Source organism: Pseudoalteromonas sp. SM9913, assembly GCF_000184065.1.
Taxonomy (GTDB): domain Bacteria; phylum Pseudomonadota; class Gammaproteobacteria; order Enterobacterales; family Alteromonadaceae; genus Pseudoalteromonas; species Pseudoalteromonas tetraodonis.
Genome location: NC_014803.1, coordinates 2306713 through 2330960, shown reverse-complemented (window position 1 = coordinate 2330960; position 24248 = coordinate 2306713). Strand labels below are relative to the sequence as shown.

The following is a 24248-nucleotide window of genomic DNA, read 5'->3' as shown; positions in this document are numbered from 1 at the left end:
TCGAGTTAATATCTCGCCCGCTTTCTAATGTGGAGTGGGAAAATGGCAGCACGCAAAGCGATGGTCGCAGGCAACTGGAAAATGAATGGTTCATTAGAACTCGTTCAACAACTGTCTGATGCTATTAACGATGTTAAATCTTCTGAAGTAAACATTGTTTTATTTCCTCCGTTTCCTCTAGTCCCAGCAATGATTGCAAGTGGTGTAACAACAGGCACGCAAACAGTGTCTGAAAATACCCCAGGTGCGTTTACTGGTGAAGTAGATGCAGAGCTAATTAAGCAGCTAGGTGCGAAATATGTACTGGTTGGTCACTCTGAACGACGCAGCATATACAAAGAAAGCAATGATACCGTTGCTGCAAAATTTGCTCGCGCGCAACAAGTAGGTCTAACGCCTATTTTATGTGTTGGCGAAAGCGAAACAGAGCAAGAAAGCGGTCAAACAGAACAAGTAGTTGCTGCGCAGATTGACGCAGTAATTAATAAATTAGGTGTAGCAGCACTAAAAGAATCTGTGATAGCATATGAGCCCGTTTGGGCTATAGGCACAGGTAAGACTGCATCGCCTGAACAGGCACAAAGTGTTCACAAATTTATCCGTGACAAAATTGCTGCACTAGATAGCGATTTAGCACAAGGGCTAACCATCTTATATGGTGGTAGCGTTAATGAAAAAAATAGCGAATTATTATTTGCGCAAACAGATATAGACGGCGGCCTAATTGGAGGCGCAAGTTTAAAAGCAGAATCATTTACTGCTATCTGCAATAGTGCAAAAGGGACCGTATAAGATGTACGAAATTTTATTAGTAGTGTATTTAATTGTAGCTTTAGCGCTTGTTGGTATGGTTTTGATCCAACAAGGTAAAGGTGCGGACATGGGGTCATCATTTGGTGCCGGCGCATCGTCTACAGTTTTCGGTTCTTCTGGGGCTGGGAATTTCATGACGAAAACGACAACGGTATTAGCTACAATCTTTTTTGTGCTTAGTATTGTGTTAGGTAACCTAACTGCCGGTCAAATTAAAAAGACTGACGAATGGGAAAACCTAGAAGCGGCTCCAGCTGTTGAAACAGTGACTCCAGTTGAAGAAGATGTGCCAGTCACATCAACTAAAGAGCAAAGCTCTGACGTACCAAATTAATTTAGTTTTAAATCGTTAAGTTGTTTATTTCCCTCAAATAAACATGCGGACTTAACACTAAGCAATAGCTTAAAAAATGCGGATGTGGTGGAATTGGTAGACACGCTACCTTGAGGGGGTAGTGCTTTCGGGCGTGGGGGTTCAAGTCCCCCCATCCGCACCAAATACAAAAACCAGTAACAGCAATGTTACTGGTTTTTTTGTGCCTACAATTTAAAATATTAAACAACTCTTTTAGGATTAATGTTGATCATTGAGTAGAACACTCTATATTTCAATTGTTAGTGTTTACGAAAGATTATTACGGTATATTTAACTTTATGTATAAAAAGCGTCTAAAGTTAAAAATAAAGTTAACATTTGTGCATCTTAAGCCGATAATAACTATAGATAATTAAACGGAGTAAATGAATATGGCTTCAGGTTTCTCTTTTAAAAACCTCAGCATTACTAAAAAAATACATGCAATTACATCTATAGCGATCATCGCATTCTTAGTAATCGTTTTGGTTAACTACTTTGCCATGAACGAAAATCGCATATCACTCAATGAAATGGAGAAATCGTCTTATAAAGTAGCCAAATTAACCTTGGCTAACGTAAGTATTTTAGAAAAATTAGATGAATTATACACCCAGGCTGTAACCTTTGGTGAGCAAGACTTAGTAACAAAGGCGAGTGAAACCTATGCGCAGTTGGTTACTAATCTTGGTGCGATTGAGGCAATTAATACCTCTTATATTGATAATGATACAAAAACACGACTAGCTAATTACGAAAAAATATCTGCAACTATTGCCAATGGTATGGTTAATGGCACGGCAGATTTCAGTAAAATTCAACAACAAGCTCAGCTTAAAACAAGCCTATACGAAGCCGTATTAACCAGCTTTAAAAGCGCACAGCAAAAAGCAGATGATCGCTTTTTCCAGCTTGTTGCTAATACAAAAGCACGCTCAGATGACGCACTTAACTTAATGCTGGTTGTTGCGGTAGTTTCATTAGCACTGTTATTACTTATGGCTATTTGGATAGCGCGTAATATCGGTTCATCAGCTAGTGATGCCGCTAATAATTTAAGCCTTTTGGCAAGTGGTAAAGGGTCGTTAAGTACCAAGCTTGCTGTTAACTCAGAGGATGAAATAGGACAGGTATCTATAAACTTTAATGCTTTTATTAGCCTGCTTAGAGAAACCGTTTTAGAAGTCATCGCGGTATGTGAACCGTTAATGGAAAATTCAACCCGTCTTGTACAAGGGATGGAGCGAGCGGAGAGAGCGACCACCAAACAAACCACCGATGCAGATGTTGTTAAACAGTCGATGGAAGAAATGAAGCAAAGCGTGGGTGATATTTCACAATCAGCTGCAAGCGCATCTAATGCCGTGCAAACCGCAGAAAAAGAAGTAGATCAAAGCCGAATACAAGTAAAAATGTCTGTAAATGCGTCGCGAACGCTAAGTGATGAAATTAATATAGCGGCCAGCACCATTAATAAGTTAGCTGATGACACTAAAAATGTATCGCAAATATTAAATGTAATTACATCCATTGCCGAGCAAACAAACTTATTAGCCCTAAATGCCGCAATAGAAGCTGCACGCGCGGGTGAACATGGCCGAGGCTTTGCCGTGGTTGCAGATGAAGTCCGTGAGCTTGCCTCTCGTACGGCGCAGTCAACTAATGAAATACGTGAATTGTTAAGTACATTAAGTGTGGCAGCTAATGAATCTGTAAGTGCGATGACCTCTGCAAGAGATATGGCAACCGATAATGCTAGTGCAGCAGAGCAAACCGGTGTTTCGATTGAAAAAATTGCAGAGCAAATACTAGAAATTAATGGCATGAACTCGCAAATTGCAGCAGCAACAGAAGAGCAAACCTCTGTTGCTGCAATGGTTGTAGACAACGTATCTAATATGCATGTTTCATTTGAAGATACTATGAGCTCACTAAAAGCAGTAAGAGATGTGGCTAAAAACTTACATTACCTTTCAGATAACTTATTAGATGCAACTGCTAAGTTTAAAATTGAGTAGTTGCTAAAGCACATTACTTTAACGTTTTATGATTTTGTAAAACGTTAAGGGATAAAAAAGCCCGCAATAAAGTATTTATTGCGGGCTTTTATTTTAATTTAGCAGATTAATACTTACCCACTACTTTAACTTTATCACTTACTTTGGCGCTATCGATATAGCCAATTGCATCTGCATTAGCAGCGACAAAATCAATCACAGCTTGGTCATTATCAAGTTTACCCGGCGGTGTACCTTTACCTGTAAATACGAGCTTTGACCAATAGGCATTTAACTGACTACCCGATTTACCAACAAGTTTGTCGTTAAATTCATCAGCGACTGCAGTGCCATTTTGATTAACAGGATTAACTTTGGTGCCATCGGCAAACGATTTGCTCTTGCCAAGGTATATTTTTTTAATATCGTCTTGGCTTACTGCATTAGCATTCGCAGGGTTAATGATGACTGCAACTTCAGCAAAAACTGCTGAGCTACATAATGTTAGCATGCTGGCTAAAATTAATTTTTTCATGATTCGCTCCAATTAAAATACTAAATCAACGCCAACGGCCACTACGTCGGTTTCAGTATTTGTTATGTCATCTTTTAAGCGGCTAAAGTCTACTTTTAAGGCAGCCATTGGGTGGAAATCATAACGAGCACCAATAGTGTACACATTACTTTTTGCTTTAGAGCCTTCCAAAACTTGGTTAAGGCCAGCATTTAATTGCGGCACAGTTGGGATTGCATTATAACGATTACTGTCATGCTCATCATCGTTATTTTCATAGGTTAAATGAACAAGCCATTCATCCATACGGTAGCCTAAAGATGTGTAATATTGAGTTTGCTTAGCGAGCGCGCTGTTATCTACTTCAAACTGTGTGTATTCAGCGTCAAACAAGATATTATTGTAATCAATTGAAAAGCCAAGCGCTAAAAATGCACCATCGTCTTCGTCAATAGCAATACTGTTAGCTTGGTCAACAAAACCTGAGTTACGAAGGGCTTGCTCTAAGCCGTTAAGGGCCATACCTTCGGCCGTATCATTTTCAATCTCAATACTCGTTTCGGCAACAAAGTAAGCAGCGCGAGCACTGAACCAATCGTAACTTAATGTCCAGTTTAACCCTGCAATATCATTAAGCTCGGTATCACCATTAACAGATACTACGGCAATATTATCATCGAAGCTGCCGTAAATAACCTGTAGAGTAGAGTCCCAATCACCAAGCTGAGTTGTATGTAATAAGCTTAGGCCTTCATAGGTTGAAAAAGGTAAGTTATATACAGACTGAGGTGGGCGCACCCAACGGTAGGTATAGCCAACATCTAAAAAGTCAGAGTAACGATAAAACGGTGCACGCATTTTACCAGCACTGATCTGTAATTCGTCAGATATCTCATAAGTTAAGTATGCCCATTCAAAATCGGCATCAAAATCATTTTCGCCGCGAGCCACTATTTGGGCTGTAGCGGATAGCTTCTCTTGCAAATCAGCAGTTAGCTGAAGAGCAAATACGCTTTCATTTTTGAATGAAATATCATCATCATATCCATATAAAGTTTGATCACTATCGAGCGACTTACCACCGACAATAGAAGCAAACCCATTAATACGAACTTCAGCACTCGCGTTGCTTGTGGCAAGTGCGCAACAAATTGCTACTGCTACAGATAGTTTTTTCATTGTGTATCCTATTTAATTTCATGTGTATCCCGCTGCAGTATAAGACGAGTATTAACTTTTTTCTAATTAAAATTAATAAATTAAGTACTTTTCACCACCTTTTTGCAACAAGAACACATGATTGTGATTGAAAATTAAGGCTTTTATATTTTAAGGTAATGTAACTAGCTGAGTTTTTTAGAATTATTTATGATGAGATAATATTTACTGCAGTACGCATTAAGTAGTAATTATTTTTTTAGTTATAAACGTGAATTTATATTTTTTAGGTTATCTTGGCACCAACGAATTGCTTGCTGTTTATTTTTGACCGCTATTTTTTTATAAATTTTATGTAAGTGCACTCTCACCGTCGCTTCACTTATAAATAAACTATCAGCAATAGCACTGGAATGAAGTCCGCTAAAGAGTAGATTGAGTACTTTAATTTCTTTATCGGTTAGGTTAGCTGTTTGCAAAGCGTTTTTTTGCTCTGTATCGAGCATTTGGCGCATCCAAATGTCACTAATGGTTCGTGGAAACCACAATTCACCTTGTTTAATTGCATCTAACCCTCTATTGAACAACTCTTCACTAGTATCTTGATAAAAAAGACCTTTTAAATTTGGCCATTCTTTGAGTGAAGCCGCATCGGTATTTTTAGGGATATTAAAAATAACGAGCCCTTGGTAATTATTAGTATGAATAAATTGGTTTAAAAGTTCGTAATTAGTAAGAGAATTTAGGGCTGAGTAGCATACCAACAATATGTCGTTATTCAATGTAGTAAAAAATAATGGATTATAGTGGTTGTTGTTAAAAAGCATGTTAGCTGATTGTGTGGTCTGTTTTTTTATCATGCTTTCACCTAAAAATGGCTTTACTGTAGACTTAAATATAAAGGGTCTTTGGATATTGTCATAATCTCATGTAGCTTTAATGTATTTTTCACAATAAATTATGTGTGCGATTTATGCACAACATGGCTGCTGGCTAATGTTAAAGTCTTAATTTAAAACCAAAGTTGCGTCATTATTGAGATAATTAGTTCAGATTAAAAACTGAAAATTAATTTTTTTGTATAAACTAAAGTTAAATATACATTTTGTAACTTTTATGTAATACAATACACTCCCAGAGGAAAGATGCATCTAAGCATCTTTTTTTATGCCTACAGTTTATGTTTACACAACATATAACGCATAATTAAATTAATACCCTTTGGAGAAAACCTTGAAATTACGCACCCTCTCACAGTTAAGTTTAGCGGTTATTGCAGCCCTAACAACTTCCGTAAATGCACAAGAAGCTAAAACCACTGCCAAACAAGACGCGTTTGAAAAAATTGAAGTTACAGCACGTAAACGTACCGAGAGCCTGTTCGAATCTCCAACTGCAATTACATCAATAGGCGCTAACCTTATTGATAAAGCCAATATGGGTAACTTAGAAGACATTGGCAAATACGTTCCTAACTTAAACATTACTCGTTATGGTGTTGGTAACGCGGCACATGCTTCTGTATTTATTCGCGGCATTGGTTTACAAGATCACATTATAACAACCGATCCCGGTGTAGGTGTTTACCTAGATGGCGTTTACCTAGGTCGCCAAATGGGGTCTAACTTATCGCTTCCTAATGTTGAGCGAGTTGAAGTTCTACGTGGACCACAAGGCACGCTTTATGGCCGTAATACATTAGGTGGTGCAGTAAACGTAATTACTAAGCAGCCTGGTGATGAAGGTATTTTAACGACAACTGCTAAAGTGGGTAGCCGTGGGCGTATTGCTGGCGATATTTACTTTAATAATGCACTAACCAATGATTTAAGCATGTCAGCCAGTGCGTCATACAAACAACGTGACGGTGTAGGTACGGCGGTAAATTTAGCTAACCCTGAAAAAGAAATTGGTGAAGAGCAAGAGTTTAGTGGTCGTATCGCGCTTAAATACGAAGCCACCAGCGACTTAGCGTTTACTTTCTCATTAGATGGGGTTGATAATGAATCAGGTCAATCACCTTATACTATTGAACTAACAGATTCATTAGATTCAAATGATGTATTCAATGGCGATTTCCCATTATTAACTGAAGACTTAATTCCATCGAATCCAGATGATTTAGGCACAACAGTTGCCGGTATTGAATCAACCTCATATTCAGGTTGGGGTACGTCATTTACCGCTGATTGGGCAATTAATAACACGTATACAACTAAGTTTATTTCAAGCTACCGCACTTCTGAGTATGAAGGTGGCTTAGATGATGATGCATCACCACTTAACTTATCTGAGTTCCCAGAAGTAGGCGGTGCAGATCAATACTCTTTTGAAGTTCAGTTAAACGCAACGTTTGACAAAATGGACTTTGTATCAGGCTTATATTTCTTTAATGAAGATGGTTTTACTCGCTCAGAAGATTTTGTATTTAGCCCGTTTAACACGCCAAATGGTCTGTTAAATGATGGAGTTACTCCGTCATTTGGTGGCTTTGGATTTTTTGAAATCAATCAAGAAACAAACTCATACGCAGCTTACATTAACGGTAGTTACGATTTAACGGATGATTTAACAATTGGCGGTGGTCTTCGTTACTCAGAAGATAAAAAAGACGCGAATGCGATTTTCCCAAGCTTTTCAGAGCGTAAATACATTAGTGCAGACTTTAATGCAGTGACATGGGATATTAATGCTTCATACCAGCTTAGCAATAATATGAATGTGTACGGCCAAGTACAAAAAGGCTATCAAACAGGTGGTTTCCCGCCGCGCCCATTTGGTGGTCCAGATCAGTTTGTATCGTTTGATGAAACCAAAGCAGTTAACTACGAAATTGGTTTAAAAGGCCAAGTACATGAAAATGTGTCTATGATGCTTGCGATGTTTGTTACCGACTACACTGACTTAGCACTACCATTCTCAGATCCAACTGCGGGTGGTGGCTTTGTCACTATCGTTGAGAATGCAGGTCAGTCTAAAGCGCAAGGTATTGAACTTGAAACCACAATTGCAATAACTGATGACTTTACTATTCGCAGTGCGGTAGGTTATTTAGACTCAGAGATTACCGAAGTCGCCGAGGGCGTACAAGGTATTGGTAAAGGTGATTCACCAGCATTGACCCCGCGTTGGACAGTGATGGTTGCGCCTTCTTACTTTGTAGATTTAAGTAATGGTGGCACAGTTGCATTGAATGCAAATTACTCATACCGCAGTGAAATGCAAGGTCAATCAGTTTTCAATAAGAGTGAAACGATTGATTCGCGTGAGCTCGTTGGCTTTAATATTTCTTACACTAACCCATACGGTGATATGGAAGTGACGTTATATGGCGAAAACGTATTAAACGAAGTTTACGATGTAGGACGTCTACAGCAAACTGGCTTTGTTGGCGTTATGCGCAGTAATGATCGTAGTGAGTTTGGTTTAAAATTCAAAAAAGACTTTGAACTATAATCTATATTTTACTTTAAAAGTAAAACAAAAAAGGTAAGCCATGGCTTACCTTTTTTTTATGGTTAAAAATAATTAACCTTCTTTATGTTCTTTACGTGCCTGCTCAATTTCTGCGGCAATTTCACGTGCTTTTTGCTTGGTTTTTTCAGTCAGCTCGCCAGCCGCTTCTTTGCTTTTAATCCATGCATCAACAGCTACTTCTTTGCCGTCGTCGTACATGTCTAAGCCCATTTCTTTACTCTCTTCAAGTAGCTCATTTAATGATTCATCATTTTTAAGCTCATTGGTTTTTTCCTTTACTTCATTCCAAGTTTCATCAAGCTTTTCTTTCACTTGAGCGCTTGTTTCTTTTGCATCTTGTTTTACTTCGTTGGCATCTTCACAGCCAGTTAACGTAATTAAAGTGCCTAATAAAGCTAAACCTGCTAATTTCTTCATTTACTATCTCCTTTAGAGAAAATTATATTTCAGAGGTAACTATACAACAATGAAAATGAACATAGCTGTAACAACACGATTAAGTTTTAAATTAATGGACGAACATGATTGGCCGCAATTATACGAGCTCGATCAAGACCCAGCCGTTATGCAGTATTTAACACAAGGTAAACCCACTTCGCTTGAAGAGATAAAAACAGTCAGTATTCCTAGAATGCTTGCTTATCGTAACGAGCAACAAGGGTGGGGGTTATGGCAAGTAACCTTGCGTGAAAGCAATACCTTTATAGGATGGGTGCTTGTTCGGCCGATGGGCTTTTTTTCAGATACGCCTGATTTTAGTGATATTGAAGTGGGCTGGCGGTTTAAGCAAGCGAGTTGGGGCAAAGGGTATGCTATTGAAGCGGCAGGCGCTATTTGTTCAGAGCTTGAAAAACAACGCCAAGTAAAGGCAATTAGCGCTACAGCACTGACCTCAAATGTTGGCTCAATTAATGTTATGAAAAAACTCGGTATGCAGCTTAAACATTATTATATTCATATAGAGGATGGCTCAAATTTAACCGCCGTACTTTATTCAAAGTCATGTGGATAATCTAACAACAATCCTAAGCTCTTTAAATGTGGCGTATAAATATTGACCTAGTGTTTGTTACTGTGCATTAATGTTTGCCATCAATGTATAAAAATAACCTAAGGATATGGGATGGGATCACTTTTTTCACCACGCATGCTAATTATTAGCAGTGTCTTAATAATACAAGTAGGCTTTTTTAATGTAGCGGCTAAACAAAGTGCGGTGGCGATGCCCGACACATTTAGTGCCCACGCTGCAAAAGCCGTGTTAGAGCAAGGCGGCAACGCGATTGATGCAGCTATTGCTGCTCAGTTTGTATTAGCCGTTACGCTCCCCGAAGCGGGTAATATTGGTGGCGGTGGGTTTATGCTTATCCATAAAGATGGAAAAGGTGATTTTATAGATTACCGCGAAACCGCGCCCAGTGCCGCGCATCGTGATATGTATTTAGATGAGCAGGGGCAAGTAATTGAAAATAAATCTATTTACGGCATACACGCTAGTGGCGTGCCTGGCAGTGTCGCAGGAATGTGGTTAGCCCATAAAAAGCATGGTACGTTACCGTGGAAAGCGTTAGTGCAACCTGCGGTAACATTAGCAGAGCAGGGCTTTGTTGTGCCTGAAAAGTTGGCTCAGCTGATTGAGGACTATATAGCGCATCTAAATAATAAAAACATTAAAGTAAATTTTGCCAGTTATTTTGCTACAGCTACGGCAGGTGCGCTTTTTAAACAACCAGAGCTAGCTGCCACACTCAAACGCATTCGCGATGACGGTCAAGATGGCTTTTATCAAGGTGAAACTGCCGCAATTATTGCAAAATTTATGCACCAACATGGCGGGATCATTAACCAAGATGACTTAAAACGTTATCGTGCTAAATCGCGGACTCCTATAAAAGCGAACTGGAATGGCTACCAAGTGCTTACTTCACCGCCACCAAGTTCAGGCGGCATTGCTATATTGCAATGGCTGAAAATGTATGAGCTAAAAAAACCAACGCCTGCACAACAACATAATTCAGTAGGGTATGTGCATTTATTGGCTGAAATAGGTAAGCGAGTATTTGCCGATAGAGCAGAGTACTTAGGCGATCCTGATTTTTACCAAGTACCTACAGCAAAACTACTTGCAGAAAATTATCTTAAAAACCGTAGTAGCAGTATAGATTTAAAGGCTATTTCAACCACCGAAAACATTAAACCCGGTTTAAAAGAAAGCGAGCAAACCACTCACTTTTCCATTGTCGATAACATGGGTAACGCTGTAGCTAATACCACCACCATTAATTTAGGCTTTGGTAGTGGTGTGGTGGTAGAAGGCGCAGGCTTTATTTTAAACGATGAAATGGATGACTTTAGCGCTAAACCCGGGGTTATGAATGTATTTGGTGCCATTGGCGGCAAAGCAAATGAAATTCAGCCGCATAAACGTATGCTCAGCTCTATGACCCCCACTATTTTACTCAGTAATAATCAGGTGAAAATGGTAACAGGGTCGCCAGGTGGCACTACTATTATTAGCTCGGTGTATCAATCGATACTCAACGCGATTGAATTTAATATGAGCGCCGATGATGTGGTAAATAGCCCGCGTTTTCATCATCAGTTATGGCCAAAAAATGTTATCAGAGCACATGCCGGCTTGGAGCCATCAGTAAAACAACAGCTGATAAAAATGGGCTACACAGTGGACGAACGCCACTTTGGTGATATGCATGTGATTATTAATCATAATGGCAAATTAGATGCGGCGTCAGAGCAAAGCGGTAGAGGAAAAGCAATCGTGTTTTAACGTTAGCGTTTGCATGGCAATCCCCCCAAACTCTTGTTTGGGGGGATTGCCAATAGAGTATTACTTATTATGGGGTATTAACCTATTGCAGGTATTAGCCCTGCCATTTGCAGGCATTGCGCACTAATAATTGAAATGCCACACAAAGCGGCTATGGCTAAACCAATATTACCGCTTCGTACTTTATAACCGCTTTTTTCAACGCCTTGACGCTGTTTGTACACCATACTCACCGGCAAAAATACAGCCAATATCACCAATGCAATGGCGGCATAACCTAATGCCATAATAAACCCTTGCGGATAAAATAAGGCAAACCCAAGAGGAGGAATAAAGGTAATAAATGCGGTTTTTATTCTATCTGCGCCCGTATCTGCTTTTTTGAATGTGTCGGCAAAAAAGTCAAACAACCCTAAGCTCACTCCTAAAAATGACGTTGCCAGCGCTAAATCAGCAAAAAGCTTAACGGCTGTAGAAACGCTCGTGTTGTTAGCAATATTTGCCACACTGGCTACAAACCCGCTTAAGCCTTCACTTTCGAGAAGTTGGGCTTGGCTCATTATACCTTGGCTTAATACCTGCCAAAAAATATAAATAACCAGTGGTAAAGAGGCGCCTGCAATCATAACTTTGCGTAAGGTTTTTATGTCAAGGCCAACGTATTTAACAATAGAAGGAATAGAGCCATGAAAGCCAAAAGAGGTAAATACCACCGGAATAGCCGAAAGTATCAGCCCTTGCTCAACCGGCATTTCAAGTAAGTGCTGGCCATGCACATAAGGCGTAAGCATATAAAATAAGCTACCCAATACCACTATTTTTATACTAAACAGCACTCTATTAAGCTTATCTACCTTGCTGGTGCCTAAAGTGACAACACCTGCAATCACCACCGCTAAAATAACGGAGCCTAACTGTGGGGCAATACTTAAGTTAAAACCAGTGTTTATACGTTCTTGTAGCTGGGCTCCGCCACCTGCTATGTAGGCCGCGCATAACGCATAAAATAAAAATATCATTGAAAAGTTAGCCACATACTGACCGCGCTTACCTAGCCAAAGCTTAGCCAAGGTATTTAAGGTGGCGTCGCGAGGGGCGTATTGATGTAGTTCCAACATAAGTAAAGCGGTGTAGGTCATAAGTAACCAACAACCGATAATTAATACCATCGCGGTATTAAATCCAAGCCCTGCAGAGGCGATAGGCAGGGCAAGCATACCTGCACCTATGGTGGTTCCTGCAACAATTAACATGCTACCTATTGTTTTATTTTTAAGCACTTAATGATCCTGATCAAACGTGAGAGACACGCAAGATATAACTAGTTGTGTAAAACTTAAATAGTTTTGTCATAAAAGAGACAAAATAAAATGTAATCTTCTATTTACAACTGTATTAAAAAAGCCAAAATCATCAAAAAAAGGAAATTTAACTTATTAATATAAATGAAAAAATAAAAAGCTAAATGTTAATAATTAAAAGGGAGGTTGTTTGCTATGTATAAAATAGGCATCACAAAAATGGTATGTATTGACCGAAAGCGTTATCCATTACACCGTCGGTCGAAAAGGAATACGACAATTTACATTTTAGCGATTTGAATCACTAAGCGGCGGTTTTTATCACGGCCTAAAATATTGTCATTAGTATCTACAAAGCGTTTTTCACCAAAGCCTTCAGTAACCACTTTAGCTTCATCAACGCCTAAGCCAACCATGTAATCTTTAATCTCCTTAGCACGCTTTCTTGATAAATCGAGGTTATTCCAGCGACCACCGTAACTATCGGTGTACGATGCAATACTGATTGACTCTATACTGGGGTCGTTTTTCAAATACTCAGCAATTTTATCAAGGCGTTGTTGCGATGACTTAGTTAACTTACTGCTATTAGATTCATAGTTCATTATAGTGAACGAAATATCTTCAAAATTGTATGGCAGTAGTTCATCGCGACACTGTAAAAACGCCCAATACGCTTGCTTAAAGTTAACATTAGACATGCCCACGGCAATTTTATCGGCACTATTTTGCCAGTCTTGGTAGTAAAAAGTGGGTTGGTTACCTTTTTCAAGCTCAGTAAGCATTTCCCATGCTGTTTTATTACCTAGTTCACCATCAAACTTTTTAAGTAATTTCATATCAGCAATATCACGGGCAGGGCGACCTGCTCGCCAACTAGGTGGCACCGCTTTTAAACCGGCAATCGCGTAATTTTCTGGGCGTACCACCATGTCTAAATTAAAAGTGAGATCTTTGTTTTTACTTGCTGATGCTTTAAAAACAGCTTCACCATAGTAGGGAACTTTATGATTTAATTGGCATTGTAAGCGAGTTGTTTTAACCAAGTTCCAGTTTGAATTATCTTGGTTAGCCGTGTACTGGCGCATTGCCGCAGTTGTATTCAAACTATACAGCACACTACTAATGCCTAGGCTAATAAATAACAACTTACACTTCATTGAGAATTCTCCAGTTATCTAGCTCTGCCAAAAAAGTGACAAAAACCGTAAAATATTACGCAACAGCAAATAATTCAGCGCAAACGCTAGGGTCTGTTGACCTTTCAAGGTTAAATTTGCAGCAGCCTGTTTGGTATTTAGGCAAGGCAGCGCCTATGTGGTGTGGTTATTCCCCATAAATAGGCGATAACAAAGCATCAATGCCAAACAGGCGCTGCCCGAAGGGTTCTGCCTAGGGGCGATTTACTCTTTGTTGCTCGGTTTTTACTTAGCCCACTAGGTTACAAACCTCGCGCCGCGATTAAACCGCCCCTAGCTTGAACAAATTTTAATCCGCAACGGTCAACAGACCCTAATTACTAAGCAAGTAACATGCCTATAGTTTAACTGCAATTAATCAATAAATCCCCTAGCCGACAGGGGCCCAATTTTGACATAATAGACAGCTAATCCCTATAAACCAAGAATACTATGGCAAATACTGAGCAAACACTTTTCGCACAACGCTTTCGTGGCTTTTTTCCAGTGGTTATTGATGTTGAAACCGCCGGTTTTAACAAAGAAACCGACGCACTACTTGAAATTGCAGCATCCGTTTTAAAAATGGATGACGAGGGATTGCTTAGCATAGATCATACTGTTCATTTTCATGTGCAACCGTTTGAGGGCGCAAACATTGAACAAGCCGCCATTGAGTTTAATGGTATTGAGCCTTTTTCAGCACTGCGAGGGGCAGTCCCTGAAGAAGAGGCGATTAAAGAAATTTGTAAAGTAGTGCGCAAAGCGCAAAAAGCCGCAGGGTGCCAGCGCTCTGTGGTGGTTGCTCATAATGCTGCTTTTGATCATGGCTTTTTAAATGCGGCTATTGAGCGTAATAACATTAAGCGCACACCATTTCATCCGTTTGTTAGTTTTGATACCACATCACTTGCAGGCTTGGCATTAGGGCAAACAGTATTGGCTAAAGCGTGCCGCGCGGCAGGAATAGAGTTTGATAACAAACAAGCACACTCTGCGTTATACGATACAGAACGCACCGCTGAATTATATTGTTTAATTGTCAATCGTTGGCAGCAACTAGGTGGTTGGCCACTTGCTATAGATGAAACACAACAAAACGAAGACGAAGTAAGCAACCAAGATTAGCATAAACTCAGCTCATATTAATGAGTGTTCACTGTGTGGGCTGAGCCAGTCTTAATATGCGTTATTAAAACGATTGCGTTATTTTACCTTCACTGTGAGTGATTAAATGTGGTGGATAATTACGCGAAAAGCTAATTGATTCTCGTGCAATTTTAAGCTCCACCCCGGGGTGCATAAGCTCATTAACTTTTAAACGACTGAGCGCTAAAAGCTGCGCCATTTTATTTCTTAGCAACTGCTTTTGCTGACTGATACTGGCGCTTCGGTTTGCTATGTGTTCTTCATTCGTTGTTATTTTATTCAAAAACTGCTGACGCTGTGCGCTTGCAACTTGTTTATTAATTCGCTGGCGCGCTTGCTGTAGTTCAATTGACTTACTGATTAAAACTTTTTCAAAGTCAGTGATTTGCGCTTGTTTTTGTTTTAGCACATACCATCGCTGTGCGATGCAAACACGGGTTTTAGTTCCTGCTGGTGCGCCCAATTCACCTGTTTCAATGCGCATTGCGTCTAGAATATGACCACCAATAATTTTCCCTTTAGGATCTTTTGCGCTGCCAACCCTAATTAAATTTCCAGCACTCAAGTCACAATGTAATGATTGGCGTTCTATTAATAAGTTTTGCTCCGTTTTTATGTCACAGTATTGAGAGTAACCAAGTGCAACGGTTCGTTTAGCAAAAATAGAACAGGTGAATGGCTCATCGGCTTCTCGTTTTCTGCCAATTGCCCCCTTTACTATTGTGATGGCGCTATTACTTTTTAACTGCGCCGATTCAACAAAACCTAAAACAGTAATATCGCCGGTAGCAGTCACGCGCATGCCATCTTTTATATCACCACTGACTATAATACTGCCATCAAATTCAACATGGCCGGTACTTGGGTCAATATTATGAAAACATAAAACATCATCAACACGCATACCACGGGGAAGGGCAACCGGTACACCAGTACAGTCGGCAATTAGTAAGTTGGGGTTATCGGGCGCAATTTTAGTACCGTCAAAAGGTTGTAATTTATGCTCTTTGCCAGGGATTGCAGTTAGCACATCTCCAAACACAGTAAAGCCATCAACTCCCGATGTTGCTGGAATACGCCGCATTAGTTCACACCCAGGTTTTACAGTAATAATATCACCTAGGTTTCTCATATCGACTTTACCACCGCCCTTAGCTTGCGGGCTAAGTACGCGGTCTTGCGCTGTGCAGCAAAGACGCACAAATTTGGCATCGTTACCCACTTTAGGCGCGCGACCAAAAGCGACTTCAGCGCAATGCGTGCTTCCTGAGGGTTGTTCAAATTGTTGTGCCAATAACTGTTCTAATGCATGAGAGCTAATACCCTTTACAATCCCTGCCTGAGCTAACACGTCAATTGCTTGTTCCATGTTAAGTAATTTACCGCCCTTAGCAGTAATAAGGGTAGCTTCAACAAGCATATTTTTTTCATCAATGTTAATGGTTAGCTTTGCATCAATGGCTTGAGCAACCACCAAAGAGGGGGTCTCTTCGTCGTTATTTTGAGCAAACAACTTACCAATATTGCTAACAATAATGTCACACTCGCAATATTCTGACTGCCTAATTAATTCAATAAGCTGTGTTGCTGTTGAGGCTAAACCTGAGACATTAGGGTGGGAGAGCAAAGAGATATGCCCCGTTTGCTCATCAAAAGAAAAAACCGACATTTATAAATCCTCTAGGTAATATGCCTGTTATTATTTTTTATATTGTATTAGACCAAGGTCTAGCCCTACATTTGAGCATAAAGCATCATACTTGTTAAGTAATTGTTTCTTAATTATCCAATATTTTACATTTAAAAGTGTGTTTGATGCAGGATTAACCAACCAATAAAATAAAACGCCTAAGGTGTTGAGTATTGATGGGTTACTCAGTTATACTGCTTGCACGCTCTGAATGAGTAACCTTATTCAGGGGCTGATTAGGATTCGACGGAATTCAAGAAGCCCAAGGTGCATGTCGAGGTGCGGTTTGCCTCGTAAAAAAGCCGCAATTTAAAGTAATCGCAAACGACGATAACTACTCTCTAGCAGCTTAGGCTGGCTAGCGCTCCTTCCATGTATTCTTGTGGACTGGATTTTGGAGTGTCACCCTAACACCTGATCGCGACGGAAACCCTGGCCGGGGTTGAAGCGTTAAAACTAAGCGGCCTCGCCTTTATCTACCGTGTTTGTCCGGGATTTAAAGGTTAATTAAATGACAATACTAAACATGTAGTACCGACGGTCGAGGCTTTTCGGACGGGGGTTCAAATCCCCCCAGCTCCACCAATAAAGGTTTTTAGATACGTTGCTAAGAACCGTGAAAGACCCGCAACGCTAGTTAATTCGAGCCTTGCGGGTTTTTTTATGCCTATAGTTTAACCATTAGTGACCGTTTAAAACTTGTAACAACCGCGATTTGTTGTAACACTAAACGTAACAACTGGAATTTTACATAGGGATCGTTGTTACAAATGGCTATTCACAACCTCAAAGCAAAGCAAGTCGACTCGGCTAAACCAAAAGCTAAGGAATATAACCTTACTGACGGTGGCGGCTTAACATTACGAATAAAGCCCAGTGGTGGTAAATTTTGGCTTTATAACTACACAGCGCCAATTACTAAAAAACGTAAAAATATGGGGCTTGGCTCTTACCCTGATATAAGTCTTAAAACTGCTAGAGAACGCCATAAAAAATATAAAGCCCTAGTGCTTGAAAATATAGACCCTATCCACCAGCGCCAGCTAGATGAAAAGCAAGCACAAGAAACACACCTACAAACATTTAAAGCAGTTTCTTTAATGTGGTTTGAGAAAAAGAAAACAGAAATAAAACCACAAACAGCACAAGCCGCTTTAAATCTGTTAACTAATCATGCCTTTCCTGCGTTTGGTGATGAACCAATAAGTAAATTAAAAGCCTTTCAAGTAATAGAGCTAGTGCGACCCATAGAGGCAAAGGGCAGCTTAGAGACTGTAAAAAGACTATGCCAGCGTATTAACGAAGTAATGGTGCATGCGGTTAACTGTGGGCTTATAGAAGCCAATCCACTAGCGAATATAAGGCAAGCATTCCAAGCGCCTAAAAAAAGCGCTATGCCGTCTATTGAAGTGGATAGGCTACCTGAGCTAATGAGTGCCTTAAATCGTGCCAGTATTAAGCTTACAACGCGTTGTTTAATCGAATGGCAGTTACACACCATGACACGCCCTAATGAGGCTGCAACAGCTAAATGGCAAGATATAGACTTAAATACTGGCGTGTGGGTTATACCAGCCGAGCAAATGAAAAAGGGCAAAGAGCAACGCATACCCCTTACACCGCAAGCACTCGCTTTACTTGAATTAATGAAACCAATAAGTGCGCACCGTGAATATGTATTTCCCGCTGATAGAGACCCACGCAGCCACGCGAACGTGCAAACAGCCAATGCAGCAATAAAGCGTATGGGGTTTAAAGGCGAGCTGGTGGCACATGGCTTGCGCTCGCTTGCCAGTACAACGCTTAATGCACAAGGATTTGACCCTGACGTAATAGAGGCAGCTTTAGCGCATGTTGATACAAACGAAGTAAGGCGAGCATATAACCGCACTGACTACTTTGAACGAAGAAAAACCATGATGTGCTGGTGGTCTGAGTATATAGAAAATGCGGCTAGTGGAAGTAGTTCGTTAGCTGGGCTTAGCTATCTAAAGGTATTGAAATGAAAATCGAATACATCCCCCATAGATTTGGGAAACCATCTAAATCAGCTATTAAAAATTATGAGAAATCGCTTGAAGCAATCGAAATTTATATAGAGAACTTAGTAACTTCTCATGCAGATTTGCTAAATCAAGTTGACGTCGATAAAGCTGAACATGCACTTGAATATGGTTTAATACAGAACTTTGATGTGTCACACGGCAATGATATTGATGTGACGACTCACGTTAGAATGTATTCAAGATTATATATAGAAGAACTTATTAAGAGAGCTTATCAAATGGGGGTGTGTAGTGGTGATACAAAGGGAGCTAGTTGGGCTTTAAATGAAACTAGAAAGTTGGAATCAAAGAAAAATAGAGCCAAACGAAGTAAGCCTAATATTTCAACCGAAAAGATAAGAAGTGATATTGAGCATCTGATAAGTCAAGATTTTAGAAGTTTTGGTGAGGCAATAAAAGATTATAAGCTTGAGCGCTATGTTAAAAAATATAAGGATTTTTTAGCTACTAAGGACACGTACCCAACGATAGGTGATCAAGCTATCAAGAATCATATTAGAAAAATAAGAGAAGAAATCCTACAAAAAAGTGATAAATCACCTTGATATTTATCACGATGATACATGACTAGGAAACTGAAATAGCTTAAATAATTCTTCAGGTTAATATTTGTATTGCAAACTTATTAACGACCTTAGGAGGTCTTAAATGTCACTACTTGAATTAACTAGAAAAGAGCAGGCACGTCCATTATGGGCATGTGGTAAAACCCTATTTCAGCAAAAAATTAATGATGGGCTAATACCTCCACCTATAAAAATAGGTAAACGCGGAGTTGCATTTTATAAGTATGAAATAAACGCAACCTTAGCAGTAACCATTGCAGGCTACAACGATGAGCAGATAAAAGAATTTGTTCGTGAACTAGTCGCAAAGCGCAAAAATCTACTTAAGCAATACACTCACTTGGAGGCAGCTAATGATTAATTTAAATGAACTGCCAACACCAATCACATTGGAATATTTGGAAAAGTTAGCACCAGAAGCTTTTGAGGAGCTAGTTCGAATGGACATTATTCACCGTTCAATCTTGCTCGCATGGCTTAACGGTCAATCTACAAGCCCAATTGGTAGAGGGTATGCCGATGTTGAATTAGATAAGGAAGATGCAAAGCATAGCCACCTTAAAATGAAATGCTTTATTGATTATCAAAGTAAGCGTGAGGTTGGGCTAAAGGTTTCTCACTCTATGACAGAGCTACAACGATTTGAGTTTTTCAATAAACGAGCGGCTCAGCGTGAAAAAGTTAAGCGTAAAGTCAAAAAGGAAAGAGAGCAAAGGGCAAAAAAGAGCCTTGTTAAAATCCTTGAGCAACTTGGTATTGAGCAGGTTAAAACCATTATTGTGACCGAGCATTTAAAGGTTACTGGTGCGGCTAATGAGCCTGTCTTTGATAAGGAAAAGCCGACTAATGGTTAGTTAGACGGCTTTAGATTGGTTATTTCGAGGGCTGGTGGCGAGTAGCTAAACTGCCACTAGCTTTAAGCATTATATAATAAGTAAAGCTCATAATAAAAATGCTTTCAGGTGAGTTTCCACTAACATTGAAGGGCGTGTGTATCCAGTCTTTTCCCTTAAGCCTTTTTTATTGCGGTCTTTAACGGCAGTGGTTTATAGGTTTGTTTTCATTAAAAATGAAGGTTGTTAGTTACTACTTACTGTATAAAGTCGAGTTAGCCAGCCGTGGAATAATGACACTAGTGAAAACACCCCTTTTATCATTCGGATATTTATATTATCTAATAGGAAGTATTTGTGTCTAATTATCAGTATGTGAGTCACTCACCTGTAATTTGCCATAAACAGAACATTTGGCAAGTTCATACGTCAAAGAGCGGCATTTACACAGCGCAAATGAAGAGTATGTTAGATCAGCTTGAGGCAGTTTTAACACATTATAGCCAAGTTTTAGTTTTACGATTTGATATCGGTATTCCATATCAAACAAATGATAACCGTTTTATTATTGCTGTTATGGAAAGTTTAAGCGGTTTTATAAAGCAAAGGTATAAAATGCCTATCTTTGGCTACCATTGGACGCGGGAGCAAGAAAGAGCGAAAAAGCAGCATTATCATGTGGTAGTTATTCTTGATGCTAACAAAGTATGCTACCCAAGTAAGATAAATGAATTTATTTTAGAAATGGGAAATACATTGGGTGTGCGTCCATGGATTCCAAAAAATTGTTTTTATAGATTTAAACGATATGAGCATGATAAAAAGCAAGGCGCTATATGGCGTATGTCTTACCTTGCTAAAGCCAGAGGGAAGGGCTATAAACCAGCACAAACTAAAAACCACGGCTCAAGTAGGGTTAAACCTAAGCTTTAAGGAATGTATACAATACAAAGCAATTAAACACTTTATATCTAACTTTGTTTGCTGTCAGGTTATCAAACATTGTCAAAAATTGATTTTTAAATGGCTCTACTTATTTTAAGAGCTTAGCGAATGTATTTGTTTTTGTACTGATGAAATCTAAATTATCCTAGCCTTTATACCTGATAAAACCTCAACTGTATGAGCCGTTAATACTTAGTAAAACTTAGTTTAATAAGCCTAACAAAACCTTACAAAACCTATCATTTTAGGCTTATAAAAAGACAGTATCAAATAAACACCTTACAGCTGTTTTGCGGAGAGATATGCACGTGTATTCATTAAGCTCTTAAACATGCATCATATTAGGCTTATAGCTTTGTAAGCTTTTTACTACAAAGTTTTAAGTCGGTATCTTACATTTGTTTGCATAAATACTCGCAAGCCATTTAGGTTTTGGTGTTAGTATAAGGTATAGGTTTATATCTTTATTCAGTTTCTACTACTAAATTTAAGGAAAGCCATGAGGCTGTTTTTAAGTGTTTTATTTTTATTTTTTTTACTCCCTGTAAAAGCGGCAACTATTGCAGAGCTGTTTGGTGATGGTGTTTTTGGTACACAGTGGGGTGATACGATTGAAGCTGTCGCAAACAAATTACCCAATACTACCAAGGAAAGTGTTGGTGATATTGCTTGGCTTGAATTGAAAGATTCAAAAGAAGTATTAGGGGTTAAAAGGCAAAATAGAAATACGTCATTTGTGTTTGATTCTGAAATGCGGCTTAATGGCGTTGGTGTATATTTTGACGTTGAAGACTATCCGTTGTTATTAAATAAGCTCACCACATTGTTCGGTAAGTACACTCAACTAGAGAATAATAAAACAGCAATGCAATGGGTGAGTGGTGACTTTACTCTAGTTTTAGTCTTTGTTAATGCTGGGCTTAGTGCGCATGTTGTGCTCTCAATAAGCTATAACGGCTTAAAAAAACCAAAAACTAGTAAAGAAGAGCTGGGGTTTGATTAACCCTAGGACTGTTAAACTATATAAAGGGAATTGTATGAAAATATTAAATTTAGCACTATTTGGCGCATCGGTATTTTTATTAAATGCTTGTGCTTATAATGTAAATGTAGGTAGTAAGGAGGCTGCGGCTAAAGGTATTACTTATAATTACGATAAGTTTAAGTCTGAAGGGTGGTTAAGGTCTGAGGTTTATGTGGGCGGCATGTCAGAACCTGTAACAAACTACAATTATCGTGCAAAGTACGGAAAAGATTCAAGTACACCTGACTTCATTCAATTATACGGAAAGATGTTTTCACAAAATGGCTGGTGTTTTATAAATAGCGCCTATGATTCTACTGGGAGAGAGTACAAACTTCATGAGGTAGATCGTAATGTTGCATCCAATTCAGCTATGGGTGTTAGCTATGTAGTTGTGCATGAGTATTTTGCAATTGATATTTCCGTTGAGCGATTGGAAGAATTCGCCAAGGCAGACATTGAATTGAAAGCCACTGGAAAGAAGTGTGACACGATTTTTAAAGTTGATCATAGGGTATCAGCCGCGTTTTTAGATGAAACTAAAAAGCGTATGAACAAAAGTTAAATGTAATCCAAATAATGTAGTTATTAATACAGTCGATTCAGCTGCAAATCGAGAAGTTGAACCCACGGAAAGATAATAAGTAACAATAATAGTAACAACAGCAGGTTTTTATTTTGCTTGTCTATATATTTTTCAATTGGTTATATGTTCGGTTCAGACTCCCCCAGCTCCACCAATAACGGTTTTTAAATTCGTTTGTTTAAAAACCCTAAAAAACCCGCAACTTGAGCAATCAAGTCGCGGGTTTTTTTATGGCTAAAATGATTGAATTTATTGTGCATTGATTTATCTTGCGCTGACCGCTGACCGCTGACCGCTGACCGCTGACCGCTGACCGCTGACCGCTGACCGCTGACCCCGAACCCTACAACTAATAGACTAGTCGCTTACTTACCTATTTTTTGTATTATGAGCCAATGAATAACTGCGAGCTTTGATATGGATATTTTTACAGCTGAACACATTTCCCCTTTAATTTCGCTTTTACTGGTTTTACTGGCGGGGGTTACTTCGTTTGTATCGGCGGCTTTTGGTGCGGGCGGCGGTTTAATGCTGTTGGTGGTAATGGCGTCGGTTATGCCGATGGCAATGGTTGTGCCGGTTCATGGTTTAGTGCAGTTAGGCTCTAATGCCAATCGATTATTGTTAAGTATTGCCCATCTTGATAAGCCGATGTTGTTGTATTTTACTCTGGGTGGATTAATTGGTGCCGGGTTGTCGAGCCAAGTAGTGAGCGATATTAACCTTGATAGCATGAAGCTGTTTGTGGCTTTATTTGTGATTTATTTACTGTGGGGAACAATCCCTGAATTTAATAAAGACTCACGATTAGGGCGTTTAATAGCGGGTGTAATTACGACATTTATTTCTACTTTTGTGGGAGCAAGTGGGCCTCTGGTGGCGAGTTATTTACACATTAATCATTACGATAAGCTTAAATTTACCGCGACTTTTTCAAGTATTATGACCTTGCAGCATAGTTTAAAAGCCGTTGTTTATGCGGGGCTGGGTTTTAGCTTTTGGCAATGGTTGCCCTTAACACTTGCGATGATTTTAAGCGGAGCCATTGGCACCTGGTTAGGGATTCGTTTACTTAAGCGGCTCTCTGTGGAGCGTTTTAGAGTTATTTTTAAAGTGATTTTAACTCTGCTTGCCATGCAGCTTGCATGGCAAGGGGTGAGTGTAATGCTTACTTAATAGCGGCTTTTATTGGTTTATCGCCATCAAATAACTCAAAAATACGATTGCTATTAAATGAGTTTGTAGCAACGTGAAGCAATGCGTTGGCTACATTTTCGCGGCTAATTTTAGCCTTTGACTGATCGCTAGGGCGCTCTGTTGTTACTTCCAAAGAGGCACTTTCGTCAGTTAATGTTCCTGGGCGGATAATTGTGTAATTGAGTCCACTGTGAATTAAATGCTCATCAGCCATATGTTTTGCTACTAGATAGGGCTTTAAGTCACTATCTATCGCATCAGGATCGTCTGCACCAATAGAGCTGACCATAATAAAGTGTTTTACACCGTGCTCTTTAGAATAAGTTGCTGCTTTTGTCGCTGCCCACAAATCAATAAGTACGGTTTTATCTGTGCCTGTACTTCCACCTGAACCTGCTGCAAAGATAACTTGGTCGCAGCCATTAATGGCACTTGAAAAGTCACCTTCTAAATCCTGTTCAACAATACTTAAAAATGGGCTATCTAAATCACGCAGTTTGCTTTTGTCTCTTACAAGTGCAACAACATTTTGCTCATTTTCTAAAAGTAGTTTGGTAGCCATTTTACCAATTTGACCACTTGCGCCAATAATTAAAGTCTTACTCATAATT

At 39.4% G+C, this 24248-nt stretch carries 23 protein-coding genes, 1 tRNA gene and 1 other RNA gene; 17 read left to right on the top strand and 8 right to left on the bottom strand.

All coding sequences use genetic code 11. The features are described from left to right. Positions 1-42: 42 nt before the first annotated feature. From tpiA to PSM_RS10600, 4 genes are all read left to right on the top strand, one after another. Complete coding sequence (tpiA, locus tag PSM_RS10615) at positions 43-792, top strand: triose-phosphate isomerase (protein WP_013465495.1); 750 nt, start codon at positions 43-45, stop codon at positions 790-792. A gap of 1 nt (position 793) precedes the next feature. Then, positions 794-1147: a preprotein translocase subunit SecG gene (gene secG / locus PSM_RS10610; RefSeq protein WP_013465494.1), complete on the top strand. Its 354-nt coding sequence runs from the start codon at positions 794-796 to the stop codon at positions 1145-1147. 78 nt (positions 1148-1225) lie between these two features. Then, positions 1226-1310: transfer RNA gene (locus PSM_RS10605), tRNA-Leu, on the top strand. Between the two features lie 250 nt (positions 1311-1560). Beyond that, positions 1561-3186 (top strand): methyl-accepting chemotaxis protein, encoded by a 1626-nt coding sequence (locus PSM_RS10600; protein ID WP_013465493.1) that lies wholly within the window; start codon positions 1561-1563, stop codon positions 3184-3186. Positions 3187-3292: 106 nt separating this feature from the next. Here PSM_RS10600 and PSM_RS10595 read toward each other — a convergent pair whose 3' ends face one another. The 3 genes from PSM_RS10595 to PSM_RS10585 form a co-directional block, all read right to left on the bottom strand. Continuing rightward, positions 3293-3700, bottom strand: coding sequence for a phosphate ABC transporter substrate-binding protein (locus PSM_RS10595; protein ID WP_013465492.1), 408 nt, complete (start codon positions 3698-3700; stop codon positions 3293-3295). Positions 3701-3712: 12 nt separating this feature from the next. Next, positions 3713-4858 (bottom strand): porin, encoded by a 1146-nt coding sequence (locus PSM_RS10590; protein WP_013465491.1) that lies wholly within the window; start codon positions 4856-4858, stop codon positions 3713-3715. 242 nt (positions 4859-5100) lie between these two features. Next, positions 5101-5697, bottom strand: coding sequence for a LuxR C-terminal-related transcriptional regulator (locus tag PSM_RS10585; protein ID WP_013465489.1), 597 nt, complete (start codon positions 5695-5697; stop codon positions 5101-5103). Between the two features lie 373 nt (positions 5698-6070). Here PSM_RS10585 and PSM_RS10580 point away from each other — a divergent pair, with 373 nt between their 5' ends. Further along, complete coding sequence (locus PSM_RS10580; RefSeq protein WP_013465488.1) at positions 6071-8293, top strand: TonB-dependent receptor; 2223 nt, start codon at positions 6071-6073, stop codon at positions 8291-8293. Positions 8294-8365: 72 nt separating this feature from the next. On the opposite strand, the gene PSM_RS10575 is transcribed toward PSM_RS10580, so the two are convergent. Next, positions 8366-8731, bottom strand: a complete 366-nt coding sequence (locus PSM_RS10575) for a hypothetical protein (protein ID WP_013465487.1) — start codon at positions 8729-8731, stop codon at positions 8366-8368. A gap of 49 nt (positions 8732-8780) precedes the next feature. Between PSM_RS10575 and PSM_RS10570 the strand changes: the two genes are divergently transcribed. Together PSM_RS10570 and ggt are read left to right on the top strand one after the other, a co-directional pair. After that, entirely contained in the window at positions 8781-9326 is a 546-nt protein-coding gene (locus PSM_RS10570) for a GNAT family N-acetyltransferase (RefSeq protein WP_013465486.1), read from the top strand. Positions 9327-9437: 111 nt separating this feature from the next. Continuing rightward, positions 9438-11102 (top strand): gamma-glutamyltransferase, encoded by a 1665-nt coding sequence (gene ggt, locus PSM_RS10565; protein ID WP_013465485.1) that lies wholly within the window; start codon positions 9438-9440, stop codon positions 11100-11102. A 77-nt stretch (positions 11103-11179) separates the two neighbouring features. On the opposite strand, the gene PSM_RS10560 is transcribed toward ggt, so the two are convergent. Together PSM_RS10560 and PSM_RS10555 are read right to left on the bottom strand one after the other, a co-directional pair. Beyond that, the gene (locus PSM_RS10560; RefSeq protein ID WP_083494660.1) at positions 11180-12382 is read right to left on the bottom strand and encodes an aromatic amino acid transport family protein; all 1203 of its coding nucleotides are present in this window, start codon (positions 12380-12382) and stop codon (positions 11180-11182) included. 302 nt (positions 12383-12684) lie between these two features. Next, complete coding sequence (locus PSM_RS10555) at positions 12685-13563, bottom strand: flagellar protein MotY (protein WP_013465483.1); 879 nt, start codon at positions 13561-13563, stop codon at positions 12685-12687. Between the two features lie 471 nt (positions 13564-14034). Between PSM_RS10555 and rnt the strand changes: the two genes are divergently transcribed. Beyond that, entirely contained in the window at positions 14035-14709 is a 675-nt protein-coding gene (gene rnt / locus PSM_RS10550) for a ribonuclease T (RefSeq protein WP_013465481.1), read from the top strand. Positions 14710-14773: 64 nt separating this feature from the next. Here rnt and PSM_RS10545 read toward each other — a convergent pair whose 3' ends face one another. Then, complete coding sequence (locus tag PSM_RS10545) at positions 14774-16399, bottom strand: DUF342 domain-containing protein (RefSeq protein WP_013465480.1); 1626 nt, start codon at positions 16397-16399, stop codon at positions 14774-14776. A gap of 249 nt (positions 16400-16648) precedes the next feature. On the opposite strand from PSM_RS10545, the gene ssrA reads away from it, so the two are divergent. The 9 genes from ssrA (at position 16649) to PSM_RS10505 (ending at position 23616) form a co-directional block, all read left to right on the top strand. Continuing rightward, positions 16649-17005, top strand: a transfer-messenger RNA (tmRNA) gene (gene ssrA / locus PSM_RS18440). Positions 17006-17190: 185 nt separating this feature from the next. After that, positions 17191-18426 (top strand): integrase domain-containing protein, encoded by a 1236-nt coding sequence (locus PSM_RS10540; protein ID WP_013465479.1) that lies wholly within the window; start codon positions 17191-17193, stop codon positions 18424-18426. Beyond that, a complete protein-coding gene (locus PSM_RS10535) occupies positions 18423-19031 on the top strand; it encodes a hypothetical protein (protein WP_013465478.1) in 609 nt (202 codons plus the stop codon). The genes PSM_RS10540 and PSM_RS10535 overlap by 4 nt, the downstream gene beginning before the upstream one ends. 103 nt (positions 19032-19134) lie before the next feature. After that, positions 19135-19413, top strand: a complete 279-nt coding sequence (locus PSM_RS10530) for a helix-turn-helix transcriptional regulator (RefSeq protein ID WP_013465477.1) — start codon at positions 19135-19137, stop codon at positions 19411-19413. Next, a complete protein-coding gene (locus tag PSM_RS10525; protein ID WP_008465777.1) occupies positions 19406-19906 on the top strand; it encodes a hypothetical protein in 501 nt (166 codons plus the stop codon). The genes PSM_RS10530 and PSM_RS10525 overlap by 8 nt, the downstream gene beginning before the upstream one ends. Before the next feature lie 336 nt (positions 19907-20242). Further along, positions 20243-20818 (top strand): YagK/YfjJ domain-containing protein, encoded by a 576-nt coding sequence (locus PSM_RS10520; protein WP_008465776.1) that lies wholly within the window; start codon positions 20243-20245, stop codon positions 20816-20818. 511 nt (positions 20819-21329) lie between these two features. Further along, entirely contained in the window at positions 21330-21833 is a 504-nt protein-coding gene (locus PSM_RS10515; protein ID WP_013465476.1) for a hypothetical protein, read from the top strand. Positions 21834-21867: 34 nt separating this feature from the next. Then, on the top strand, positions 21868-22419 hold the full coding sequence (locus tag PSM_RS10510) for a hypothetical protein (RefSeq protein WP_013465475.1): 552 nt from the start codon (positions 21868-21870) through the stop codon (positions 22417-22419). Between the two features lie 438 nt (positions 22420-22857). Next, positions 22858-23616 carry a sulfite exporter TauE/SafE family protein gene (locus PSM_RS10505; RefSeq protein ID WP_013465474.1) on the top strand — a complete coding sequence of 253 codons (759 nt, stop codon included), beginning with the start codon at positions 22858-22860 and terminating at the stop codon, positions 23614-23616. Here PSM_RS10505 and PSM_RS10500 read toward each other — a convergent pair. Next, positions 23609-24244, bottom strand: a complete 636-nt coding sequence (locus PSM_RS10500) for an NAD(P)-binding oxidoreductase (protein ID WP_013465473.1) — start codon at positions 24242-24244, stop codon at positions 23609-23611. The two genes, PSM_RS10505 and PSM_RS10500, sit on opposite strands and share 8 nt — an antisense overlap. Positions 24245-24248: the final 4 nt, after the last annotated feature.